Source organism: Pseudomonas sp. IAC-BECa141 (genome assembly GCF_020544405.1).
In the GTDB taxonomy this organism is placed as follows: Bacteria; Pseudomonadota; Gammaproteobacteria; order Pseudomonadales; family Pseudomonadaceae; genus Aquipseudomonas.
The window spans coordinates 4,711,409-4,733,633 of the sequence record NZ_CP065410.1 but is presented as its reverse complement, the minus strand read 5'-3'; the positions used below and the strand labels follow the sequence as shown (position 1 = coordinate 4,733,633).

At 60.8% G+C, this 22,225-nt stretch carries 21 protein-coding genes; 16 read left to right on the top strand and 5 right to left on the bottom strand.

What is annotated here, in order from left to right; genetic code table 11:
* Nucleotides 1-26 precede the first annotated feature (26 nt).
* Nucleotides 27-1,028 carry a type I glyceraldehyde-3-phosphate dehydrogenase gene (gene gap / locus I5961_RS21700; RefSeq protein WP_227233304.1) on the bottom strand — a complete coding sequence of 334 codons (1,002 nt, stop codon included), beginning with the start codon at nucleotides 1,026-1,028 and terminating at the stop codon, nucleotides 27-29.
* 221 nt (nucleotides 1,029-1,249) lie between these two features.
* Between gap and edd the strand changes: the two genes are divergently transcribed.
* The 11 genes from edd (at nucleotide 1,250) to I5961_RS21645 (ending at nucleotide 14,624) form a co-directional block, all read left to right on the top strand.
* Nucleotides 1,250-3,076 carry a phosphogluconate dehydratase gene (gene edd / locus I5961_RS21695; protein WP_227233303.1) on the top strand — a complete coding sequence of 609 codons (1,827 nt, stop codon included), beginning with the start codon at nucleotides 1,250-1,252 and terminating at the stop codon, nucleotides 3,074-3,076.
* Nucleotides 3,073-4,026 (top strand): glucokinase, encoded by a 954-nt coding sequence (locus tag I5961_RS21690; protein WP_227233301.1) that lies wholly within the window; start codon nucleotides 3,073-3,075, stop codon nucleotides 4,024-4,026. Before edd ends, I5961_RS21690 begins: the two co-directional genes overlap by 4 nt.
* Before the next feature lie 172 nt (nucleotides 4,027-4,198).
* Entirely contained in the window at nucleotides 4,199-4,930 is a 732-nt protein-coding gene (locus I5961_RS21685) for a response regulator (RefSeq protein ID WP_085697149.1), read from the top strand.
* Between the two features lie 31 nt (nucleotides 4,931-4,961).
* Entirely contained in the window at nucleotides 4,962-6,389 is a 1,428-nt protein-coding gene (locus I5961_RS21680; RefSeq protein WP_170929627.1) for an ATP-binding protein, read from the top strand.
* Nucleotides 6,390-6,493: 104 nt separating this feature from the next.
* Complete coding sequence (locus tag I5961_RS21675) at nucleotides 6,494-7,753, top strand: AGE family epimerase/isomerase (RefSeq protein ID WP_085701637.1); 1,260 nt, start codon at nucleotides 6,494-6,496, stop codon at nucleotides 7,751-7,753.
* A 118-nt stretch (nucleotides 7,754-7,871) separates the two neighbouring features.
* The gene (locus tag I5961_RS21670) at nucleotides 7,872-9,173 is read left to right on the top strand and encodes an ABC transporter substrate-binding protein (RefSeq protein WP_085701636.1); all 1,302 of its coding nucleotides are present in this window, start codon (nucleotides 7,872-7,874) and stop codon (nucleotides 9,171-9,173) included.
* Between the two features lie 93 nt (nucleotides 9,174-9,266).
* The gene (locus tag I5961_RS21665; RefSeq protein WP_085697145.1) at nucleotides 9,267-10,175 is read left to right on the top strand and encodes a carbohydrate ABC transporter permease; all 909 of its coding nucleotides are present in this window, start codon (nucleotides 9,267-9,269) and stop codon (nucleotides 10,173-10,175) included.
* Nucleotides 10,168-11,013 (top strand): carbohydrate ABC transporter permease, encoded by an 846-nt coding sequence (locus I5961_RS21660; RefSeq protein ID WP_007951164.1) that lies wholly within the window; start codon nucleotides 10,168-10,170, stop codon nucleotides 11,011-11,013. The genes I5961_RS21665 and I5961_RS21660 overlap by 8 nt, the downstream gene beginning before the upstream one ends.
* A gap of 2 nt (nucleotides 11,014-11,015) precedes the next feature.
* Nucleotides 11,016-12,176 (top strand): ABC transporter ATP-binding protein, encoded by a 1,161-nt coding sequence (locus I5961_RS21655; protein WP_227233300.1) that lies wholly within the window; start codon nucleotides 11,016-11,018, stop codon nucleotides 12,174-12,176.
* A gap of 132 nt (nucleotides 12,177-12,308) precedes the next feature.
* On the top strand, nucleotides 12,309-13,655 hold the full coding sequence (locus tag I5961_RS21650; protein WP_085697143.1) for a carbohydrate porin: 1,347 nt from the start codon (nucleotides 12,309-12,311) through the stop codon (nucleotides 13,653-13,655).
* 114 nt (nucleotides 13,656-13,769) lie between these two features.
* Complete coding sequence (locus I5961_RS21645; RefSeq protein ID WP_227233298.1) at nucleotides 13,770-14,624, top strand: D-hexose-6-phosphate mutarotase; 855 nt, start codon at nucleotides 13,770-13,772, stop codon at nucleotides 14,622-14,624.
* A 41-nt stretch (nucleotides 14,625-14,665) separates the two neighbouring features.
* Here I5961_RS21645 and I5961_RS21640 read toward each other — a convergent pair whose 3' ends face one another.
* The gene (locus I5961_RS21640) at nucleotides 14,666-15,526 is read right to left on the bottom strand and encodes a MurR/RpiR family transcriptional regulator (protein WP_169842436.1); all 861 of its coding nucleotides are present in this window, start codon (nucleotides 15,524-15,526) and stop codon (nucleotides 14,666-14,668) included.
* Nucleotides 15,527-15,752: 226 nt separating this feature from the next.
* Here I5961_RS21640 and zwf point away from each other — a divergent pair, with 226 nt between their 5' ends.
* From zwf to I5961_RS21620, 4 genes are all read left to right on the top strand, one after another.
* Nucleotides 15,753-17,219: a glucose-6-phosphate dehydrogenase gene (zwf, locus tag I5961_RS21635; protein WP_085697141.1), complete on the top strand. Its 1,467-nt coding sequence runs from the start codon at nucleotides 15,753-15,755 to the stop codon at nucleotides 17,217-17,219.
* Complete coding sequence (pgl, locus tag I5961_RS21630) at nucleotides 17,206-17,919, top strand: 6-phosphogluconolactonase (RefSeq protein ID WP_227233297.1); 714 nt, start codon at nucleotides 17,206-17,208, stop codon at nucleotides 17,917-17,919. Before zwf ends, pgl begins: the two co-directional genes overlap by 14 nt.
* A gap of 17 nt (nucleotides 17,920-17,936) precedes the next feature.
* A complete protein-coding gene (locus I5961_RS21625) occupies nucleotides 17,937-18,602 on the top strand; it encodes a bifunctional 4-hydroxy-2-oxoglutarate aldolase/2-dehydro-3-deoxy-phosphogluconate aldolase (protein ID WP_011335602.1) in 666 nt (221 codons plus the stop codon).
* 231 nt (nucleotides 18,603-18,833) lie between these two features.
* Nucleotides 18,834-19,520, top strand: a complete 687-nt coding sequence (locus I5961_RS21620) for an intradiol ring-cleavage dioxygenase (protein WP_227235630.1) — start codon at nucleotides 18,834-18,836, stop codon at nucleotides 19,518-19,520.
* Here the strand turns inward: I5961_RS21620 and I5961_RS21615 are convergent.
* Entirely contained in the window at nucleotides 19,517-20,698 is a 1,182-nt protein-coding gene (locus I5961_RS21615) for an aminotransferase class V-fold PLP-dependent enzyme (protein ID WP_085701633.1), read from the bottom strand. The genes I5961_RS21620 and I5961_RS21615 overlap by 4 nt on opposite strands.
* 30 nt (nucleotides 20,699-20,728) lie before the next feature.
* Nucleotides 20,729-20,965 carry a DUF3820 family protein gene (locus I5961_RS21610; protein ID WP_003213031.1) on the bottom strand — a complete coding sequence of 79 codons (237 nt, stop codon included), beginning with the start codon at nucleotides 20,963-20,965 and terminating at the stop codon, nucleotides 20,729-20,731.
* A gap of 205 nt (nucleotides 20,966-21,170) precedes the next feature.
* Here I5961_RS21610 and I5961_RS21605 point away from each other — a divergent pair, with 205 nt between their 5' ends.
* Nucleotides 21,171-21,647, top strand: a complete 477-nt coding sequence (locus I5961_RS21605; protein ID WP_227233295.1) for a ferritin-like domain-containing protein — start codon at nucleotides 21,171-21,173, stop codon at nucleotides 21,645-21,647.
* Between the two features lie 69 nt (nucleotides 21,648-21,716).
* On the opposite strand, the gene I5961_RS21600 is transcribed toward I5961_RS21605, so the two are convergent.
* Nucleotides 21,717-22,187 (bottom strand): MaoC family dehydratase, encoded by a 471-nt coding sequence (locus tag I5961_RS21600; RefSeq protein WP_085697136.1) that lies wholly within the window; start codon nucleotides 22,185-22,187, stop codon nucleotides 21,717-21,719.
* Between the last annotated feature and the right edge of the window lie 38 nt (nucleotides 22,188-22,225).

Genomic DNA, 22,225 nt, shown 5'->3' with positions numbered 1-22,225 from the left:
GCTCGATCCCACTGGTGGATAGCTGTTTATTCCGCGTTGCACAGCGCCAGGCAGTTATCGAGCATGCGGTTGGAGAAGCCCCACTCGTTGTCGTACCAGGCCAGCACTTTCAGCAGCTTGCCGCTGGATTTGGTGTGGTTGGCGTCGAAGATCGACGACAGCGGGTTGTGATTGAAATCGCTCGAGACCAGCGGCAGGGTGTTGTAGCCGAGGATCTTCGAATGCTGGCTCGCGGCTTTCATCAGTGCATTGACTTCATCGGCCGAGGCTTCGCGCTTCAACTGCACGGTCAGGTCAACCAGCGACACATTGATCACCGGTACGCGCACGGCCATGCCGGTCAGTTTGCCCGCCAGTTCCGGCAGCACCAGGCCCACAGCTTCGGCAGCGCCGGTCTTGCTCGGGATCATGTTCTGGGTGGCGGAGCGCGCGCGGTACGGGTCGGTGTGATAGACGTCGGTCAGGTTCTGGTCGTTGGTGTAGGCGTGAATCGTGGTCATCAGACCGCTCTCGATGCCCAGTTCGCGGTGCAGCACCTGGGCCACCGGCGCCAGGCAGTTAGTGGTGCAAGACGCGTTGGAAATGATCTGGTGCGACTGGCGCAGAATGTCGTGGTTCACACCATAAACGACGGTGGCATCGGCGCCTTTGGCCGGGGCCGAGATAATCACTTTGCGTGCACCGGCGGTAATATGCGCGGCGGCTTTGGCCCGGTCGGTGAACAGACCGGTGCATTCGAACACCACATCAATCTTTTCCGCGGCCCATGGCAGGTCGGCCGGGTTGCGGATGGCGCTGACCGAAATGCGGTCGCCGTTGACGGTCAGGCTCTCGTCGTCATGAGCAACTTCGGCGTCGAATGTGCCATGAACGGTGTCGTATTTGAGCAGATGCGCATTGATCGCGCTGTCGCCCAGATCGTTGATGGCGACGATCTGCAAATCCTGACGATAGCCCTGGGTATACAGTGCACGCAGGACATTACGGCCGATGCGGCCAAAACCATTGATTGCGATTCGAAGAGTCATTGAGCAGCGCCGCCGTCGTTTTGTTGTTGGAATTACAAGATTATTCGCATAAAAATAGAAAACAAGCCTTTTTAGTGGCAATATTTTGTTTTATCTACAACGAGTGACCTGAATCAACTGGTCCGAATGATCAAGAAAACCGCCCGTCATCCCATGCGTGCGGGCTCCTTGATCAGCATAGACAATCAGGTCGCCACATCCGTTAGCCTGGAGTTCTAAACATGCATCCCCGCGTTCTTGAGGTCACCGAACGGCTTATCGCCCGCAGCCGCGCCACGCGTCAGGCTTACCTTGCGCTGATTCGCGGCGCTGCAACTGACGGGCCGATGCGCGGCAAGCTGCAATGCGCCAACTTCGCCCACGGCGTGGCCGGATGTGGCAGCGACGACAAGCACAGCCTGCGGATGATGAACTCGGCAAACATCGCAATTGTTTCGTCATATAACGACATGCTCTCGGCGCACCAGCCGTATGAAGTCTTCCCGGAACAGATCAAGAACGCCCTGCGCGAAATCGGCTCGGTCGGCCAGTTCGCCGGCGGCACGCCTGCGATGTGCGACGGCGTGACCCAGGGCGAGCCCGGCATGGAACTGAGCCTGCCGAGCCGCGAAGTGATCGCCATGTCGACGGCGGTGGCGCTGTCCCACAACATGTTCGACGGCGCGCTGATGCTCGGCATCTGCGACAAGATCGTGCCGGGCCTGATGATGGGCTCGCTGCGTTTCGGTCACCTGCCGACGATTTTCGTTCCGGGCGGGCCGATGGTCTCGGGGATTTCCAACAAGGAAAAAGCCGACGTGCGGCAGAAGTACGCCGAAGGCAAGGCGACCCGCGAAGAGCTGCTGGAATCGGAAATGAAGTCCTACCACAGCCCGGGCACCTGCACGTTCTACGGCACCGCCAACACCAACCAGTTGCTGATGGAAGTCATGGGCCTGCACTTGCCGGGCGCCTCCTTCGTCAACCCGAACACGCCGCTGCGTGAAGCCCTGACCCGCGAAGCCGCGCATCAGGTCACCCGTCTGACCAAGCAGAACGGCAACTTCCTGCCGATCGGCGAAATCGTCGACGAGAAGGCGCTGGTCAACTCGATCGTCGCGCTGCACGCCACCGGCGGTTCGACCAACCACACCCTGCACATGCCGGCCATCGCCATGGCGGCGGGCATTCAACTGACCTGGCAGGACATGGCCGACCTCTCCGAAGTCGTGCCGACCCTGAGCCACGTCTATCCGAACGGCAAGGCTGACATCAACCACTTCCAGGCCGCCGGCGGCATGTCGTTCCTGATCCGCGAACTGCTTGAAGCCGGCCTGCTGCACGAAGACGTCAACACCGTGCTCGGCCACGGTTTGAGCCAGTACACCAAAGAGCCGTTCCTCGATAACGGCAAGCTGGTGTGGCGCGAAGGCCCGACCGAAAGTCTCGACGAAAACATCCTGCGTCCGGTGGCTCGTGCGTTCTCGGCAGAGGGTGGCTTGCGGGTGATGGAAGGGAACCTCGGTCGTGGCGTGATGAAAGTGTCCGCCGTCGCGCTCGAAAACCAGATCGTCGAAGCACCGGCCATGGTGTTCCAGGATCAACAGGATCTGGCCGACGCCTTCAAGGCCGGTCTGCTGGAGAAGGATTTTGTCGCGGTGATGCGCTTCCAGGGTCCGCGTTCCAACGGCATGCCGGAGCTGCACAAGATGACGCCGTTCCTCGGCGTGCTGCAGGATCGCGGCTTCAAGGTTGCACTGGTGACCGACGGACGCATGTCCGGCGCCTCGGGGAAAATCCCGGCGGCGATCCACGTCAGTCCGGAAGCTTATGTGGGTGGCGCTTTGGCGCGCGTGCAAGAGGGCGATATCATCCGCGTCGATGGCGTCAAAGGCACTTTGGAACTCAAGGTGGACGCCGCCGAATTCGCAGCGCGCGAACCCGCCAAAGGCCTGTTGGGCAACAACATCGGCAGCGGTCGCGAACTGTTTGGCTTCATGCGTTTGGCCTTCAGCTCGGCGGAGCAGGGCGCCAGCGCCTTCACTTCTGCCCTGGAGACGCTTAATTGAAACTGGCTTTGGTCGGTGACATCGGAGGCACCAACGCGCGGTTTGCGTTGTGGAAAGATCAGCAGCTCGAATCGGTTCAGGTGCTGGCCACCGCCGACCATGCCAGCCCGGAAGAGGCGATCAGCCTCTACCTGAGCGGGCTGGGTCTGACGCCGGGTGCCATCGGTTCGGTGTGCCTGTCGGTGGCGGGGCCGGTGAGCGGTGATGAATTCAAGTTCACCAACAACCACTGGCGCCTGAGTCGCAAGGCGTTCTGCCAGACCTTGCAGGTTGAGCAGTTGTTGCTGGTCAACGACTTCTCGGCGATGGCGCTGGGCATGACCCGTTTGCAGCCCGGCGAATTCCGCGTGGTCTGCGAAGGCGAGCCGGAGCCATTGCGCCCGGCAGTGGTCATCGGCCCGGGCACCGGCCTGGGCGTCGGCACGTTGCTTGATCTCGGTGAAGGGCGGTTCGCCGCGTTGCCGGGAGAGGGCGGTCACGTCGATCTGCCGCTGAGCAGCCCGCGCGAAACCCAGCTCTGGCAGCACATCTACAACGAAATCGGCCACGTCAGCGCGGAAACCGCGTTGAGCGGCGGCGGCTTGCCGCGGGTGTACCGTGCGATCTGCGCGGTGGACGGGCATGAACCGAAACTCGACACGCCGGAAGCCATCACTGCGGCAGGCCTTGCGGGCGACCCGATTGCCCTGGAAGTGCTGGAGCAATTCTGCTGCTGGCTTGGTCGCGTGGCCGGCAACAACGTGCTGACCGTTGGCGGCCGTGGCGGGGTGTACATCGTGGGTGGCGTGATTCCGCGTTTCGCCGATTTCTTCCTCGAAAGCGGTTTCGCCCGCAGCTTCGCCGACAAGGGCTGCATGAGCGATTACTTCAAGGGCATTCCGGTGTGGCTGGTGACGGCGCCGTACTCGGGGCTTGTCGGTGCAGGAGTGGCGCTCGAGCAGGAAGGCTGAAGATCGTTCCCACGTCGGGGCGTCGAACCGTCCGCGTGGGAATGCAGCCCGTGACGCTCTGCGTCACTGGACGCGGAGCGTCCCTTGATACATTCCCACGCAGAGCGTGGGAACGATCGGTCTACACATCAGGCATAATCCGCCCAATTCCAACAACAAGGATGCCTTCGAAGTGAGCTCAGTCAACAAGTCGATTTTGTTGGTCGATGACGACCAGGAGATACGCGAGTTGCTGGAAACCTACCTGACCCGCGCGGGTTTTCAGGTACGGGCCACGGCGGATGGCGCCGGTTTTCGTCAGGCGCTGAACGAAGCGCCGAGCGATCTGGTGATCCTCGATGTGATGCTGCCCGATGAAGACGGCTTCAGCCTGTGCCGCTGGGTGCGCCAGCATCCGCGTCAGGCCCAGGTGCCGATCATCATGCTCACCGCCAGTTCCGACGAAGCCGACCGGGTCATTGGCCTGGAACTCGGCGCCGACGATTACCTCGGCAAACCTTTCAGCCCCCGCGAACTGCAAGCCCGGATCAAGGCCCTGCTGCGTCGCGCCCAGTTCGGTCAGGAGCGCGGCGGCAGTGAAGTGCTGGCGTTCGATGAGTGGCGGCTGGATATGGTCAGCCATCGACTGTTTCACACCGACGGCGAGGAAGTGATTCTGTCCGGCGCCGACTTCGCTCTGCTGAAACTGTTCCTCGACCACCCTCAGGAAATCCTCGACCGCGACACCATCGGCAACGCCACCCGTGGCCGCGATCTGATGCCCCTCGACCGCATCGTCGACATGGCCGTCAGCCGTTTGCGCCAGCGTCTGCGCGACACCGAAAAGCCGCCACGGCTGATCCGCACCGTGCGTGGCAGCGGCTACCAGCTGGCAGCCAATGTGGTTGCCGGCAATGGTCACTGAGTTCCTGCGCAACACTGCACGCAAAGTGCCGATGCCGCGTTCGCTGCTTGGACGGATGTTGCTGCTGACGTTGCTCGCGGTGTTGTTCGCCCAGACCCTGTCCAGCGTGATCTGGGTGTCCCAGTTGCGTGCGACCCAGCTCGAAGGCCTGGTCACCAGCGCCCGCAGCCTCGCCCATTCGATGACCGCCAGCGTCAGTTATTTCCGCTCGTTGCCGGTGGCTTACCGGCCTTTGGTGCTCGATCAGTTGCGCAGCATGGGCGGCACCCGATTTGTGGTGACGCTGAACGACAAACCGCTGGGCATGGAAGTGTTGCCGGTTACACCGCGCAAGGCAGCGGTGCTTCAAGCGGTGGACGAAGTGTTGCGTCAGTCGTTGGGCCAGGACACTGACATTCTGGTGACCTTCGTCAGCCCCGATGACCTGCGTATCTTCAACGCCGGGTTGAAACTCGACGAGCTGCCACGCTCCTGGGCGCACTACGCGCTGACCCTGGAACCGGTGAATCCGCCGGTGCTGGTGACCCAGATTCAGTTGGCGCCCGGTGAATGGCTGTACATTGCCTCGCTGCTGCCCGAGCCCTACACCAGTCTTGAAGAGCAAGGCCTGCCGACCCAGCAGGTGTGGTTCATTGTGTTCACCAGCGGATTTCTGTTGCTGTTCATCGGCTTGCTGGTGCACTGGCAGAGTCGGCCGCTCAAGCGTCTGGCGCGGGCGGCGCGGGACTTGTCGCTGGGTGCCGACGTCGAGCCGGTGGCCGAGGGCGGCGGCAGCGAAGTGGTCGAAGTGGGCCGCGCGTTCAACACCATGCGCGAACGGATCAGCCGTTACCTGACCGAGCGCAGTCAGTTGTTCAGCGCGATTTCCCATGACCTTCGTACCCCGATCACCCGCCTGCGTCTGCGGGTCGAACTGCTCGAAGACGAACAACTGCAAACCAAGTTTGGCCGTGACCTGGATGAGCTGGAGCTGCTGGTCAAGGGTGCGCTGCAATGCGTCAAAGACACCGACATCCACGAAAACATTGAGCCGGTGGATCTCAATCATGTGCTCGACTGCCTGGTGGAGCCGTATCTGGCGCCCAACGGCAATGGCCGTGTAACCCAGCAGGGACGGGCATTAGCAGCGTATCCGGGCAAGCCGTTGGCGCTCAAGCGCTGTATCGGCAACCTGATCGACAATGCACTGAAGTACGGGCAGAAAGCTCATCTGCATATCGATGACGATGAGAGTGCATTCGTGCTGCATGTCGATGACGAAGGGCCTGGCGTGCCGGAGCAGCGGCTGGAGCAGGTATTCGAGCCGCACTTCCGGTTGGCGGGGCAGCAGCAGGGGTATGGGCTCGGGTTAGGGATCGCCCGCAACATTGCTCATAGCCATGGCGGTGAAGTGACGTTGCAGAATCTGCGTGAGGGCGGATTGCGGGTGACCCTGCAATTGCCGCGTTCGGCGGATTGATCTGAATGTAACCGATCGGTGACAAAACCCGCCCCCTTCGTTACAAGTCCACCTCGGCCCGTTGTTTAGACTCCCCGCAGTCATAACAACAAAAAAGGCCACCCATGGATCACTTCAATCCGGACTTCAGCAGTTGGCTGAACGCCCCTGCCCACCAGCAATGGCTTGCCGACGAAGGCCTGCGTCTGCTGGCATTTGCCAAGGCTTCACGATTGCCCGAAGGCTTCGGCAATCTTGATGAGCGCGGCCAGCTCCAGGTTGGCGCGCAAGCCGAAACCATGAACACCGCGCGCATGACCCATAGCTTCGCCATGGCCCATATTCAGGGCCTGCCGGGCTTTGCCGAGCTGGTCGATCACGGCATCGCGGCCCTGCGCGGTCCGTTGCGCGATGCGCTGCACGGCGGCTGGTTCGCCGTCGCTGAACATCGTGACGGCAACACCGGCAAGAACGCTTATCTGCATGCTTTCGTCGCCTTGGCGGCCAGCTCCGCCGTGGTCGCGCAACGCCCCGGCGCCCAAGCGTTGCTGGATGACGCCATCGACATCATCGACACCTATTTCTGGAGCGAAGAAGAGGGCGCCATGCGCGAGTTCTTCAATCGCGACTGGCGCGAAGAGGAAGCCTATCGCGGCGCCAACAGCAACATGCACGCCACTGAAGCCTTCCTGGCGCTGGCCGATGCCACAGAAGATCCGCGCTGGCTGGTGCGTGCGCAGCGCATCGTCGAACGGGTGATTCACGGTCACGCCGCTGCCAACGATTACCTGGTGATCGAGCATTTCGACCGCGACTGGCAGCCACTGCGCGAATACAACCAGGACAATCCCGCCGACGGTTTCCGTCCCTACGGCACCACGCCGGGCCACGGTTTCGAGTGGGCGCGGCTGTTGCTGCACCTTGAAGCGGCGCGGGTCCAGGCTGGCATGCTGACCCCCGGCTGGCTGGCCACCGACGCGCAAAAACTGTTCGAACAAAACTGCCGCCATGGCTGGGACGTCGACGGTGCGCCGGGCATCGTTTACACCCTCGACTGGAACAACAAAGCGGTGGTGCGCCATCGCCTGCACTGGACTCACGCCGAGGCCAGCGCTGCCGCCAGTGCCTTGCTCAAACGCACCGGCGATGCGCAGTACGAAACCTGGTACCGCCTGTTCTGGGAATTCTGCGAAGCGAATTTCATCGACCGCTGCGACGGCAGCTGGCATCACGAACTCGATCCGCAAAACCGTCCAAGTGCCGATATCTGGGCGGGCAAACCGGATCTGTACCACGCCTGGCAGGCCGTGCTGATCCCGCGTCTGCCGCTGGCGCCAAGCATGGCCAGTGCTCTGGCACAGCTTTCACGAAGCGTTCCTGTGTAACCATGTGGTGACATTCGCGCGTCCCTTCGTTACCTGCGAGGGGAAACGCTCTGTTTAAACTCGTGTGCAGCGCAAGCACCAGACTTGCATGCATAACAACAAGAAAGGTACATCTCAGATGAATGCGATTTCTCGCCTCGCTACTGTCATTTCTGTCGCCTCCCTGTTCCCGCTCGCTGTGCTGCCCCTGAGTGTTTCCGCTGCCGAATCCAAAGGTTCGGTGGAAGTCGTGCATTGGTGGACGTCCGGTGGCGAAAAAGCCGCCGTCGATGTGCTCAAGGCTCAAGTCGAGAAAGACGGCTTCACCTGGAAAGACGGCGCTGTCGCCGGCGGCGGCGGTGCGACTGCCATGACCGTGCTGAAAAGCCGCGCGGTAGCCGGCAACCCGCCGGGCGTTGCCCAGATCAAAGGCCCGGACATCCAGGAATGGGCGTCGACCGGTCTGCTCGACACTGACGTGCTGAAGGACGTTTCCAAGTCCGAGAAGTGGGACAGCCTGCTCGACAAGAAAGTCTCCGACACCGTGAAGTTCGAAGGTGATTACGTGGCCGTGCCGGTGAACATTCACCGGGTGAACTGGCTGTGGATCAACCCGGAAGTCTTCAAGAAAGCCGGTATCGAAAAAGCCCCGACCACCCTCGAAGAGTTCTACGCCGCCGGCGACAAGCTGAAAGCGGCGGGCTTCATCCCGCTGGCTCACGGTGGTCAGCCATGGCAGGACAGCACCGTGTTCGAAGCGGTCGTGCTGTCGGTGATGGGCGTTGATGGTTACAAGAAAGCCCTGGTCGACCTGGACAACGCTGCCCTGACCGGCCCGGAAATGGTCAAGGCTCTGACCGAGCTGAAGAAAGTCGCGACCTACATGGACGTCGACGGCAAAGGTCAGGACTGGAACCTGGAAGCGGCCAAGGTCATCAACGGCAAGGCCGGCATGCAGATCATGGGTGACTGGGCCAAATCCGAATGGACCGCCGCCAAGAAAGTCGCCGGCAAGGACTACGAGTGCGTAGCTTTCCCGGGCACCGACAAGGCGTTCACCTACAACATCGACTCGCTGGCCGTGTTCAAGCAGAAGGACGCGGGCACCGCGGCCGGTCAGCAGGACATCGCCAAAGTCGTGCTGGGTGAAAACTTCCAGAAAGTCTTCAGCATCAACAAGGGCTCGATCCCGGTGCGTAACGACATGCTCGCCGACATGGGCAAGTACGGTTTCGACTCGTGCGCCCAGACCGCTGCCAAGGACTTCCTGGCTGATTCCAAGAATGGCGGCCTGCAGCCGAGCATGGCGCACAACATGGCGACCACGCTGGCGGTGCAGGGTGCGTTCTTTGATGTCGTGACCAACTACATCAACGACCCGAAAGCCGACCCGGCCGACGCTGCCAAAAAACTCGGCACCGCCATCAAGGCTGCCAAGTAACGTCAGCGTAGAGCAGCTGCAGGCTTGAGGTCGCGCATCGGCCTCAAGCTTGCAGCTTGCAGCGGTCCTTCATTTTCTTTACTGGATCTTCCCATGAGTTCTGTTGCTGTGTTCAGCAAGGCCTCGCCGTTCGACGCATTGCAGCGCTGGCTACCGAAACTGGTGCTGGCGCCGAGCATGTTCATCGTTCTGGTGGGCTTCTATGGCTATATCCTCTGGACGTTTGTCCTGTCGTTCACCACGTCGACCTTCCTGCCGAACTACAAGTGGGCAGGCCTGGCGCAATACGCGCGGCTGTTCGACAACGACCGCTGGTGGGTAGCGAGCAAGAACCTGGCCGTGTTCGGCGGCATGTTCATCGGCATCACCCTGGTGATCGGCGTGACACTGGCGATTTTCCTCGACCAGAAAATCCGCCGCGAAGGCTTTATCCGCACCATTTACCTGTACCCGATGGCGCTCTCGATGATCGTCACCGGTACTGCGTGGAAATGGCTGCTCAACCCGGGCATGGGCCTGGACAAATTGCTGCGGGACTGGGGCTGGGAAGGCTTCCGTCTCGACTGGCTGATCGACCCGGATCGCGTGGTGTATTGCCTGGTGATTGCGGCGGTCTGGCAAGCTTCGGGCTTCATCATGGCGATGTTCCTCGCCGGTCTGCGTGGCGTTGATCAGTCGATCATTCGTGCCGCCCAGATCGACGGCGCGAGCATGCCGCGCATCTACTGGAAAGTGGTGCTGCCAAGCCTGCGTCCGGTGTTCTTCAGTGCAGTGATGATCCTGGCGCACATCGCGATCAAGAGCTTCGACCTGGTGGCGGCCATGACGGCCGGCGGCCCGGGTTATTCCTCCGATCTGCCGGCGATGTTCATGTACTCGTTCACCTTCAGCCGTGGACAGATGGGCATGGGCTCGGCCAGTGCAATCCTGATGCTCGGCGCGATCCTCGCGATCATCGTGCCTTACCTGTACTCCGAGCTGAGGACCAAGCGTCATGACTAGTCTCGCCTCCAAACCGGCCATCAGCCTGAGTCGCATCGCGATCTACGCGGTGCTGATCCTCGCGGTCCTGCTGTATCTGGTACCGCTGGTGGTCATGCTGCTGACCAGCTTCAAGACCCCGGAAGACATCTCCACCGGCAACCTGCTGAGCTGGCCGACCGTGGTCAGCGGCATCGGCTGGGTGAAAGCCTGGGCCACCGTTGACGGCTACTTCTGGAACTCGATCAAGATCACCGTTCCGGCCGTGATCATCTCCACCGCCATCGGTGCATTGAACGGTTATGTACTGTCGTTCTGGCGCTTCCGAGGTTCGCAGCTGTTCTTCGGTCTGCTGTTGTTCGGCTGCTTCCTGCCGTTCCAGACCGTGCTGCTGCCGGCGTCGTTCACCCTCGGCAAGATGGGGCTGGCGAGCACCACCACGGGCCTGGTGTTCATCCATGTGGTCTACGGCCTGGCGTTCACCACGCTGTTTTTCCGTAACTACTACGTGAGCATTCCGGATGCGCTGATCAAGGCGGCACGTCTCGATGGCGCGGGGTTCTTCACGATCTTCCGCCAGATCATCCTGCCGATGTCCACCCCGATCATCATGGTCTGCCTGATCTGGCAGTTCACCCAGATCTGGAACGACTTCCTGTTCGGCGTGGTGTTCTCCAGCGGTGATTCGCAACCGATCACGGTGGCGCTGAACAACCTGGTCAACACCAGCACCGGGGCCAAGGAATACAACGTGGATATGGCGGCGGCGATGATCGCCGGGCTGCCGACCCTGCTGGTCTATGTGGTCGCAGGCAAGTATTTCGTGCGCGGGCTGACGGCCGGCGCAGTCAAGGGGTAATCATGGCTACGCTTGAACTTCGCAATGTAAACAAGACCTACGGTACCGGCCTGCCGGACACACTGAAGAACATCGAACTGTCGATCAAGGACGGTGAATTCCTGATCCTCGTCGGGCCTTCGGGCTGCGGCAAGTCGACCCTGATGAACTGCATCGCCGGCCTGGAAACCATCACCGGCGGCGCGATCATGATCGGTGACCAGGACGTCAGCGGCATGAGCCCGAAAGATCGCGACATCGCGATGGTGTTCCAGTCCTACGCGCTGTACCCGACCATGAGCGTGCGCGAGAACATCGAATTCGGTCTGAAGATTCGCAAGATGCCTCAATCGGCCATCGACGAAGAAGTCGCCCGCGTGGCCAAGCTGTTGCAGATCGAGCACCTGCTCAATCGCAAGCCGGGCCAGCTCTCGGGCGGTCAGCAACAGCGCGTGGCGATGGGCCGCGCCCTGGCGCGTCGCCCGAAGATTTATCTGTTCGACGAGCCGCTGTCCAACCTCGACGCCAAGCTGCGCGTCGAGATGCGCACCGAAATGAAACTGATGCATCAGCGTCTGAAAACCACCACGGTCTACGTGACCCACGACCAGATCGAAGCGATGACCCTGGGCGACAAAGTAGCGGTGATGAAGGACGGGATCATCCAGCAGTTCGGTACGCCGAAGGAGATCTACAACGACCCGGCCAACCTGTTCGTGGCGAGCTTCATCGGTTCGCCGCCGATGAACTTCATCCCGCTGCGCCTGCAACGCAAGGACGGCCGTCTGGTGGCGCTGCTCGACAGCGGCCAGGCCCGTTGCGAGTTGCCGATGGCGATGCAGGACGCCGGTCTCGAAGATCGCGAAGTGATCCTCGGCCTGCGTCCGGAGCAGATCGCTCTGGCGAACGGCGAGGGCAATGGCCTGCCGAGCATCAAGGCTGAAGTGCAGGTCACCGAGCCGACCGGTCCGGACACCCTGGTGTTCGTCAACCTCAACGACACCAAGGTCTGCTGCCGTCTGGCGCCGGACGTCGCGCCGCAGGTGGGCGAAACCCTGACGTTGCAATTCGATCCGTCGAAAGTGCTGCTGTTCGACGCCAAGTCCGGTGAGCGCCTTGGGGTTGCGGGCCTGCCGAAAACCGAGTCGCACAGCGCAAACGTGGCCCAGTTCAAGGGGCGCTGATCAACAAATGCGGGAGCGGGCTCGCCCGTTTCCGCAGGGAGCACGCGGTGCGTGGCCTGTCGCGCGCCGCATCAGATGTAAACCGCGTTAGATAAGAAGAACAGTTAATAACAATAAAACGAGGATGTAGGGATGAAGAAGAACAACAACGCTCAGCGTATCGGCCAGTTGTCGGCGATTGCGGCAATGATGCTGGCCGGTAGCGTCCACGCGGCTGACGCGTTCAGCTCCGATTCGGAGTGGATGACCGGGGACTGGGGTGGCGAACGTACCAAGCTGATCGAGCAGGGTATCGACATCAAGATGGACTACGTCGGTGAGGTGGGCGGCAACCTGCACGGCGGCTACAACAACGACAAGACGGCGCGTTACTCCGACCAGTTCGGTCTGGGCGTGGCGTTGGACCTGCAAAAACTGTGGGGCTGGGACAACACCCAGGCCAAGATCCAGCTGACCAACCGTAATGGCGAAAACATTTCCAACGACCGTGTTGGCGATCCGCGTGCCGGCACACTCAGCTCCTCGCAGGAAGTCTACGGTCGTGGCCACATGGTGCGTCTGACCCAGTTGTGGATCAAACACCAGTTCTTCGACAACAAACTCGACGTCAAGGCCGGTTACTTCGGCGAAGGCGAAGACTTCAACACCTTCCCGTGCGACTTCCAGAACCTGGCGTTCTGCGGTTCGCAAGTGGGCAACTGGGCGACCAACATCTGGTACAACTGGCCGGTCAGCCAGGCGGCCATTCGCGTCAAGTACAACATCAACGACGAGCTGTATGCGCAGATCGGTGCGTACAACCAGAACCCGTCGCAACTGGAACACGGCAACGGCTTCAAGCTGAGCGGCAGCGGCACCAAAGGCACCGTGTTGCCAGTGGAACTGGTCTGGTCGCCTAACCCGAGCGGCCTGCCGGGCGAATACCGTGTCGGTTACTACAAAAGCACGGCCGATGCCGACGACGTTCGCGAAGACGTCAACGGTTTCGACGCGGCGACCACCGGTGATGCCTACCGCACCCACAGCAGCAAGCACGGTTACTGGTTCGTTGCGCAACAGCAACTCACCAGCCACAACGGTGACAAGAGCCGTGGCCTGAGCATCGCTGCCAACGCCACGTTCCACGACAAGGACACCAACTTCATCGACAACTACCAGTCCGTGATGTTTGTGTACAAAGGTCCGTTCGACGCGCGTCCGAAAGATGACTTCGGTATCGGTGCGGCACGTATTCATGTCAACGATGACGTGAAGAAGAACGCTGAACTGCTGAACGTCTCCAACGGTGTTTCGGACTACGACAATCCGGTGTTCTCGCCGATTCGTGAAACCGAATACAACTACGAGATCAACTACGGCTTCCACGTGACCAACTGGCTGACCGTACGCCCGAACCTGCAATACATCACTCATCCGGGCGGTGTGGATGAAGTGGATAACGCTTTGGTCGCTGGCCTGAAAATTCAGTCTACGTTCTGACGCGTCTGCGATAAGCTCCTCTCTATGTGCGCATATTTGCGGACGGCCAAGGCTGTCCGCTTTTTTTGGAAGGGGTGTCGCAGCCCATGAAAGTTGAATCTGGAACCGTGGCCCATGCATGAGCATCCGCTGCAACGCTTCTTCAAATCCCTGCGCGAACGACCGGTGTTCGCCTGGGAGCGCTATCAGATGCGCGATGTGCTGGTGATCGATCATCCACTGTGTCAGGCGGTGTTCAGTCGTCAGGGCGCGCAACTGCTGCATTTTCAGCCGCGAGGTCAGAAACCGTGGTTGTGGTGCGCGGCGAAGTGGCCGCATGTCGGCGCGATTCGCGGCGGCGTGCCGGTGTGCTGGCCGTGGTATGGCCGTCACCCGAGCGAAAACGCGTGGCCGTCCCATGGCTGGGCGCGACTGCTGGACTGGAAACTGCTCGACAGCAGCAGCGCCGATGACGGCGTGCGCCTGCACTGGCAATTGCAACTGTGCGACTGGCAGGTGGACCTGCACGCGCACCTGGGCGAACGCATGGAATTGCGCCTGAGCACCGAGCATCAGGACGACATGCCGTGCCAGTTGAGCCAGGCTTTGCACGCTTACTGGCGTATTGGCGATGTGAGTGAGATAGCGCTGTCTGGGCTCGAAGGCGCGCAGGGTTATGATCAGTTGAACCGTGAGGTCTGCCAGCAGGAGGGCGAGTTACGGGTCGATGGTGGCTGTCAGCGAGTGTTCCAGCACGACGGCGAATTGCAGCTCAAGGATCACGCCTGGCAACGCGAATTGTGCATCGATACCGGTGACAGCGCGGACACCGTGGTGTGGCATCCGGGAGCACGGCCGTTGCTGGGCGTGAGTTGGGACGAGATCTCGGAATTTGTCTGTGTTGAAGCGGCGGCGGGGGGCACCGACAGCCTGCATCTGGCGCCGGGCGAGAAGGCGCATTTGAGTTTGCAGGCTTGGGCTGCTGCTTAGTCATTGCCCCCACGCGCGAGCGTGGGAGCGATCAGCGCGAACTAGTTGAACTCGTCACCCACCGGATACCGGCTCGCGTTCAGGCTCTCTTTGATCTTGCGCAGATGCGGCTGGAAATCCACCCCGCGACGCAACGTCATTCCCGTCGCCAGCACATCCAGCACCGTCAACTGAATGATCCGCGAAGTCATCGGCATATAGATGTCGGTGTCTTCCGGCAACGGAATGTTCAGGCTCAGCGTACTGGCCTTGGCCAGCGGCGAGTTTTCTGCCGTCAGGCCCAGCACCGACGCGCCGTTCTCCCGGGCGATGCGCGCCACTTCCACCAGCTCGCGGGTGCGCCCGGTGTAGGAGATGATCACGAACAGCTCGCCGGTGTGCGCCACCGAAGCAATCATGCGTTGCATCAGCACATCGGCGTGGGCGGTCACCGCCAGGTTGAAGCGGAAGAACTTGTGCTGCGCATCCAAAGCCACCGGAGCCGAAGCTCCGAGGCCGAAGAAGTGGATCTGCCGTGCCTGGATCAACAGGTCGACGGCGCGGCTGATCAGGTTCGGGTCCAATGCCTGACAGGCGCTGTCCAGCGAGGCGATGGCGCTGCCGAAAATCTTCTGCGTGTAGGCCTCGGGATTGTCGTCGGCTTCTACTGCGCGGCTGACATAGGCCGCGCCGCTGGCCAGGCTCTGGGCCAGTTGCAACTTGAGTTCGGGGTAGCCGCTGACGCCGAACGAACGGCAGAAACGGTTGACCGTCGGTTCACTGACCGACGCTGCCTGGGCGAGGGCGGCGATGCTGAAGCGGGTGGCCTGCTGTGGGTTGAGCAGGATCACTTCGGCGACTTTGCGTTCGGCCTTGTTCAGCTCTTCAAGGCGACTCTGGATCTGTTCCAGTAAATTTCGCACGCGGTCCATAAGAATTCCTAGATTCACCGGCGCCGATAAGCGCGCGGCTATGCAAATTGGGCCTTTGATGTGGCCCGTGACGGTGGCCTATCCTACTGATGGCTCCGACCGACCACCACTCGGAATCTGTATTTTGCGAAAATGTTGTGGTTATTACTACATTTTCCCTTGAGTGATGCCTTGAAAAAAGGTATTTGTAGCTTAACTTGATAAAAGAACAAACATCATGCCTTCGATTACGGTTGAACCGTGCACCTTCGCCTTGTTCGGCGCCTTGGGCGATCTGGCCCTGCGCAAGCTGTTTCCTGCCCTTTATCACCTTGACGGCGCCGGCCTGCTGCACGAGGACACGCGCATTATCGCACTGGCCCGTGAGGCGGGTACCGAGCAGCAGCACCTGGCGTTCATCGCCGCCGAGCTGCGCCGTTATGTGGGCAAAGAGCTGGACGAGGCCGTGGCCGAGCGCTTTCTGGCGCGCCTGACCTACCTGCACGTCGACTTCCTCAAGGCTGAAGATTACGTGGCGCTGGCAGAATTGGCCGGCAACACACAACGCATGATTGCCTACTTCGCCACTCCGGCGGCGGTGTATGGCGCGATCTGCGAGAACCTCGCGAATGTCGGTCTGGCAGAAAACACCCGCGTGGTACTGGAAAAACCGATCGGTTCGGACCTGGAATCCTCGCGCAAGGTCAACGACGCCGTGGCGCAATTCTTCCCGGAGAACCGCACCTACCGCATCGACCACTACCTGGGCAAAGAGACCGTCCAGAACCTGATCGCCCTGCGTTTCGCCAACAGCCTGTTCGAAACTCAGTGGAACCAGAACTACATCTCCCACGTGGAAATCACCGTGGCCGAGAAGGTCGGTATCGAAGGCCGCTGGGGCTACTTCGACAAGGCCGGTCAGCTGCGGGACATGATTCAGAACCACCTGCTGCAACTGCTCTGCCTGATCGCCATGGATCCGCCGGCCGACCTGTCCGCCGACAGCATCCGCGACGAAAAGGTCAAGGTGCTCAAGGCCCTGGCGCCGATCAGTCCGGAAGGACTGACCACCCAAGTGGTGCGCGGCCAGTACATCGCCGGGCACAGCGAGGGCAAGTCCGTGCCGGGCTACCTCGAAGAACCGAATTCCAACGCCCAGAGCGACACTGAAACCTTCGTCGCCCTGCGTGCCGACATCCGCAACTGGCGCTGGGCCGGCGTGCCGTTCTACCTGCGTACCGGCAAGCGCATGCCGCAGAAACTGTCGCAGATCGTCATCCACTTCAAGGAACCGTCGCACTATATCTTTGCCCCCGAGCAGCGCCTGCAGATCAGCAACAAACTGATCATCCGCCTGCAGCCGGACGAAGGCATTTCCTTGCGCGTGATGACCAAGGAGCAAGGCCTGGACAAGGGCATGCAACTGCGCAGCGGCCCGCTGCAACTGAATTTTTCCGACACCTGGCGCAGCGCTCGGATCCCCGATGCCTACGAGCGGTTGTTGCTGGAAGTGATGAACGGCAATCAGAACCTGTTTGTCCGTAAAGATGAAATTGAAGCCGCGTGGAAATGGTGTGACCAGCTGATCGCCGGGTGGAAAAAATCCGGTGACGCGCCCAAGCCGTATGCGGCCGGGTCGTGGGGGCCGATGAGCTCTATTGCATTGATCACGCGGGACGGGAGGTCGTGGTATGGCGATATCTGATGTGAAACTGCCCGAGGGCGTGAATGCCCGTGAATTCAAGAGCCCGGTGTTGCTCGCCGAAGGTTTGGCGCTGAACGTCGCCAAACAGTTGAGCGAAGCACTGGCAGCGCGCGGCAACGCTGTGCTGGTGGTGTCCGGCGGTCGTAGCCCGGTGGCGTTTTTCCAGCACCTGGCCAAGCAGGAACTGGACTGGTCGAAGGTCGTCGTGACCCTCGCTGACGAACGCTGGGTACCGGTCGAACATGCCGACAGCAACGCCGGTCTGCTCAAGCAGTATCTGCTCAAGGGCCCGGCGGCAAAGGCGCAGTTCCTCAGCCTTTACAGCGCGGCGGCCAACGTCGAGCAGGCTGCGGAGCAGGCCGATCGTTTGCTCGCCGAGTTGCCGCCCATCGACGTGCTGGTGCTGGGCATGGGCGATGACGGTCACACCGCGTCGCTGTTCCCGGACAGTCCGAACCTGGCTGAAGCCCTGCAAGTCGATGGCACTCGCCGCTGCTGGCCGATGCTGGCGCCGAGCGTACCGCGTCAACGCCTGACCATGAGCCGGGCGCTGCTGGCTTCGGCGAAGCACAAGATTCTGTCGATTTCCGGTCAGTCGAAACTGACCACCCTGAATGCCGCAGTGGCATCCAACGACGTCGCCGCCATGCCGGTTCGCGCGTTTCTGCAACCTACGTTAGATATTTACTGGTGCCCATGAGCCAAGGAACAGCCGCTATGACAACCCCATCCCCGACCGTTTCCATGGCGGACAAAGTTGCCCTGATCGACAGCCTCTGCGCCAAGGCGCGGATTCTGCCGGTGATCACCATCGCCCGTGAACAGGACGTGCTGCCGCTGGCCGACGCCCTGGCTGCCGGTGGTCTGACCGCGCTGGAAGTGACCCTGCGTTCGCAGTTCGGCCTCAAGGCGATCCAGATCCTGCGCGAGCAGCGCCCGGAACTGGTGACCGGTGCCGGCACCGTGCTCGACCGTAACATGCTGGCTGCGGCCGAAGCCGCCGGTTCGCAATTCATCGTCACCCCGGGGATCACTCGTGATCTGCTGGAAGCCAGCGTCGAAAGCCCGATCCCGCTGCTGCCGGGCATCAGCAATGCCTCCGGCATCATGGAAGGCTATGGCCTGGGTTATCGCCGCTTCAAGCTGTTCCCGGCTGAAGTCAGCGGCGGCGTGGCGGCAATCAAGGCCCTTGGCGGCCCGTTCGGCGAAGTGAAATTCTGCCCGACCGGCGGCGTCGGCCCTGCCAACATCAAAAGCTACATGGCGCTGAAAAACGTCATGTGCGTGGGCGGTAGCTGGATGCTTGATCCTGAGTGGATCAAGAACGGCGACTGGGCCCGCATTCAGGAATGCACTGCCGAGGCGTTGGCGCTGCTGGACTGATTGGTTCAACCCTACACTTCGTTGTGTGTTCTACGGCTTTACGGTGCGCTTGGTCGGTGCACCGTTTTTTTTTGCCCGCGAAAAACTTCGTTATCTGGAGATACGTTATCTGGGGATACGTTATCTGGAGATACATAGTTACCGCACCTGGCTTCGCGTGTGGCGTTAACCTGCGTTCATCTTATGGAAGAGAGAGCGCGTCATGGATAACCAGCTTTCAGCACCCCCGGTATATCAACTGGCCCCGAGCAAGTCGCCGGGCCGTATTTTCGCAATCCCAAACTGTTGCGCCGCAACATCAGCGAAGGTGCCGAAGGCCTGCCGCTGCTGCTGCGCCTGACCATCGTCGACGCCATGACTGCCGAGCCGGTCAGCGGTGCGCTGGTGGATATCTGGCATTGCAACGCACGCGGCGCCTATTCCGGCTGGAGTCGGGTGAACCCGGATCTGGAAGTCGACGTCGAGGACATCGGCTCGATTCCGCGAACCGACGACGACACCTATCTGCGCGGCGGCCAGTTCAGCGACCACAAGGGCAGGGTGCGCTTCACCACGATCTATCCGGGGTTCTACGCCGGCCGTGCCCTGCATATTCATGTGGCGGTGCGCATCGTCGCCGGCACCGAATACCTGGAGGAGCGCAATGTGGCCTGGGTCGGGCAGTTGTATTTTCCGGAGGTGGTTTCCCGTGGCGTGCTCAATGCCAAGGCCTATCGCGGGCGCAGCTCGCTGCCGGTGTGCAACGCAGACGATCCCTACTTCGCCAACATGGGCGGTGAAGAGTCGACCCTGACGGTGTGGCCGATCGGTCGCGAGTCACACGAGGACGGTTACTTCGGCCACCTCACGATCGGCATCGACACCTTTGCGGTGTCGTCGCAGATCAAGCCCGAGGATTTCGACAAGTACACGGTTTAACGCAGCTCATTCAGCGCCAGAATCAGCGACTGAATCTCCGCCGCCGTCGTGGTCAGCGACGGCGTGATACGGATGCACGGTCCGCAGGCTGCGCCGTTGCGCACGACAGTGAACAGGTTGTAGTCGTTGAGCAGGCGTTCGACCATCGCCTGCTGGTCGGTATGGCGAGTAAAACGCATCGAGGTGATGCCGCAATACAGGCGCGGATCGTCCGGGGTCGTGACTTCGATGCCTGGCAGGTTGCGCACGGCGCTGACCCACAGGTTGCGCAGGTAATTCATCCGTGCACCTTTGGCCGCCGCGCCACCCAGTGAGCGGTGCTCCTCGAACACCAGAGGCAGGGTCATCAGTGCCGGAATGTTCGGCGTGCTGTGGGGCGTGCGTGAGCGGATATCGCCAGCCGGAAAATGCATCTCGCCCATGTCCGGGTCGATGTCGGCCAGGCGCTGCGGTGCGATGTAAATAAAACCGAGGGTCAGCGGCGAGCCGATCCACTTGTGCAGGTTGTACCCGGCAAAGGCGATGCCCAGCGCTTCAAGATTGAACTCGATCTGGCCAAGGGCATGGGCGCCATCGAGGATGATATCGACGCCGTACTCCCTGGCCAGCGAGGCAATGGCCTGCACCGGCATCACCAGCCCGGTACGGTGGGTGACGTGGGTCAGGGCCATCAGCTTGAGCTTTGGATGGCGGATAAAGGCTTCGCGGTACGTGGCCAGCAGGCTGTCGAAGGTGGCGGGGTGGGCGTGCTCGATTTCGATCACCTCGACTCCGCGATACTGCGCCAGCCAGCGCATGGCGCCCTTGACCGTGTCGTACTCCAGATCGCAGATCAACACCTGGTCGCCTGGCTGCAGGCGATTGTAGTTGCGGATCAGCGATTGCAGGCCGGCAGTGGCGTTGTGGGTGAACGCCACGCTTTGCGCGCGCACGCCGATCAACTCGGCCAGTTGCGCGCGGATGTCGAAACTGTCGTGCTGTTCGAAACGCTGGCGCACGTAGATCGAGTTGCTGTTGTTGATCAGCTCGATGTTGCGCTGGTACTCCTCGACCACGGTGCGCGACATGCGCCCGAAATAGCCGTTCTCCAGATTCACGGGGCCAGGGTGGCGGTCGTAACGGTCGGCGAAGGTTTGCCAGAAAGCTTCGTCTCGGGCGCGGCGGGTGTTATCGGGCATGGTCGACTCGACTCGGATCAGGGTGACGCCTCAGTGGCGCGGGGCGGGTTTGCCGTGTTTGGCGCGCAGCGGTTCGAGCAGTTCCGACAGGCCGTTGTGGTCGATTTCCTGCATCAACGCCAACAGCCCGCCCAGTTCGCCATGGGGAAATCCTTCCCGGGCAAACCAGTTCAGGTAAGGGCCCGGCAGGTCGGCAATGATCCGGCCCTTGTACTTGCCGAAGGGCATTTCGCGGGTGATCAGCAGTTCGAGCTTTTCAGGGTTCATCGTTGGAGTCGTCTGGCTTTGAAAACACTTTGGAAAATACAGGCATTCTGCATGCAGGCCAAATGACAGATCATGCAAATAACAGGCATACAGATTTTTGCTGTATCTATAACTTATTGAAAAATAACGATTAAATTCTTTAATAGAATCTGGCACGGCTGCTGCAACACTCCTTGCATCTTTAACCCACGCAAGGAATTGAAAAATGACTGACATGAATAAAGAAGCCATCTCCGTCCTCAACGACCTGATCGAAACCAGCAAGGACGGTCAGGAAGGGTTCAAGACCTGCGCTGAAGACATCAAGCATCCAGAGCTGAAAACGCTGTTCGTGAAACGCTCCGCCGATTGCGCAACGGCTGCGGCCGAGCTGCAAGCTGCGGTGCGTTCGATGGGTGGCGATCCGGAAACCTCGACCAGCGTGAGCGGTGACTTGCACCGTCGTTGGGTCGACGTCAAAGCGATGTTCACCGGCAAGGATGAAGAAGCGGTGCTCAACGAAGCCGAGCGCGGTGAAGACCACGCCCTGAAGGCTTATCGTGAAGCGATCGATAAGCTTACCAAGATTAAAGATCACGGCCTGACAAAAATTTTTGACCTGGTCGAAAAGCAGTACCACGGTGTGCAACGCAATCACGATCAGGTGAAAGTGTTGCGTGACCAGGCCCGCGCACGCTCGTAAGCGTTCGAGGCCAACAAAAAACGCCAGCGGGTCTGGCGTTTTTTTTTGTCCGGATCAAACCGAGGATGATCAGCCGATGCTGATAGCCGGCAACGTCGGCAGGGTAACGGTCTGTTGCTTGCGCGGCGCCAGAATTTCGGCCTCGCCGTCCACCACCAGCTCATCACGCTGATTGAAAACACGGGTGGCAATGCGCACGCGGAATTTCGGCAGTTTCTCGAGGATTTCCAGACGCACGGTCAGGGTGTCGCCAATCTTCACCGGCTTCTGGAAGCTCATCTGCTGGCCGATATAAATGGTCCCCGGCCCAGGCAGCTCGCAAGCAACTGCGGCACTGATCAGCGCGCCGCTGAACATGCCATGGGCGATGCGCTCCTTGAACATGCTGGCGGCGGCGAACTCGGCGTCCAGGTGCACCGGGTTGTGGTCACCGGACATCGCGGCGAACAGCTGAATGTCGCGTTCCTCGACGGTCTTGCTGTAGGTCGCGGTCTGGCCCACTTCGAGGGCTTCGTAAGGGATGTTGGTAACCTGGGTCATGGGGCTGAATTCCTGTGACGGATGAAATGAATCCACAA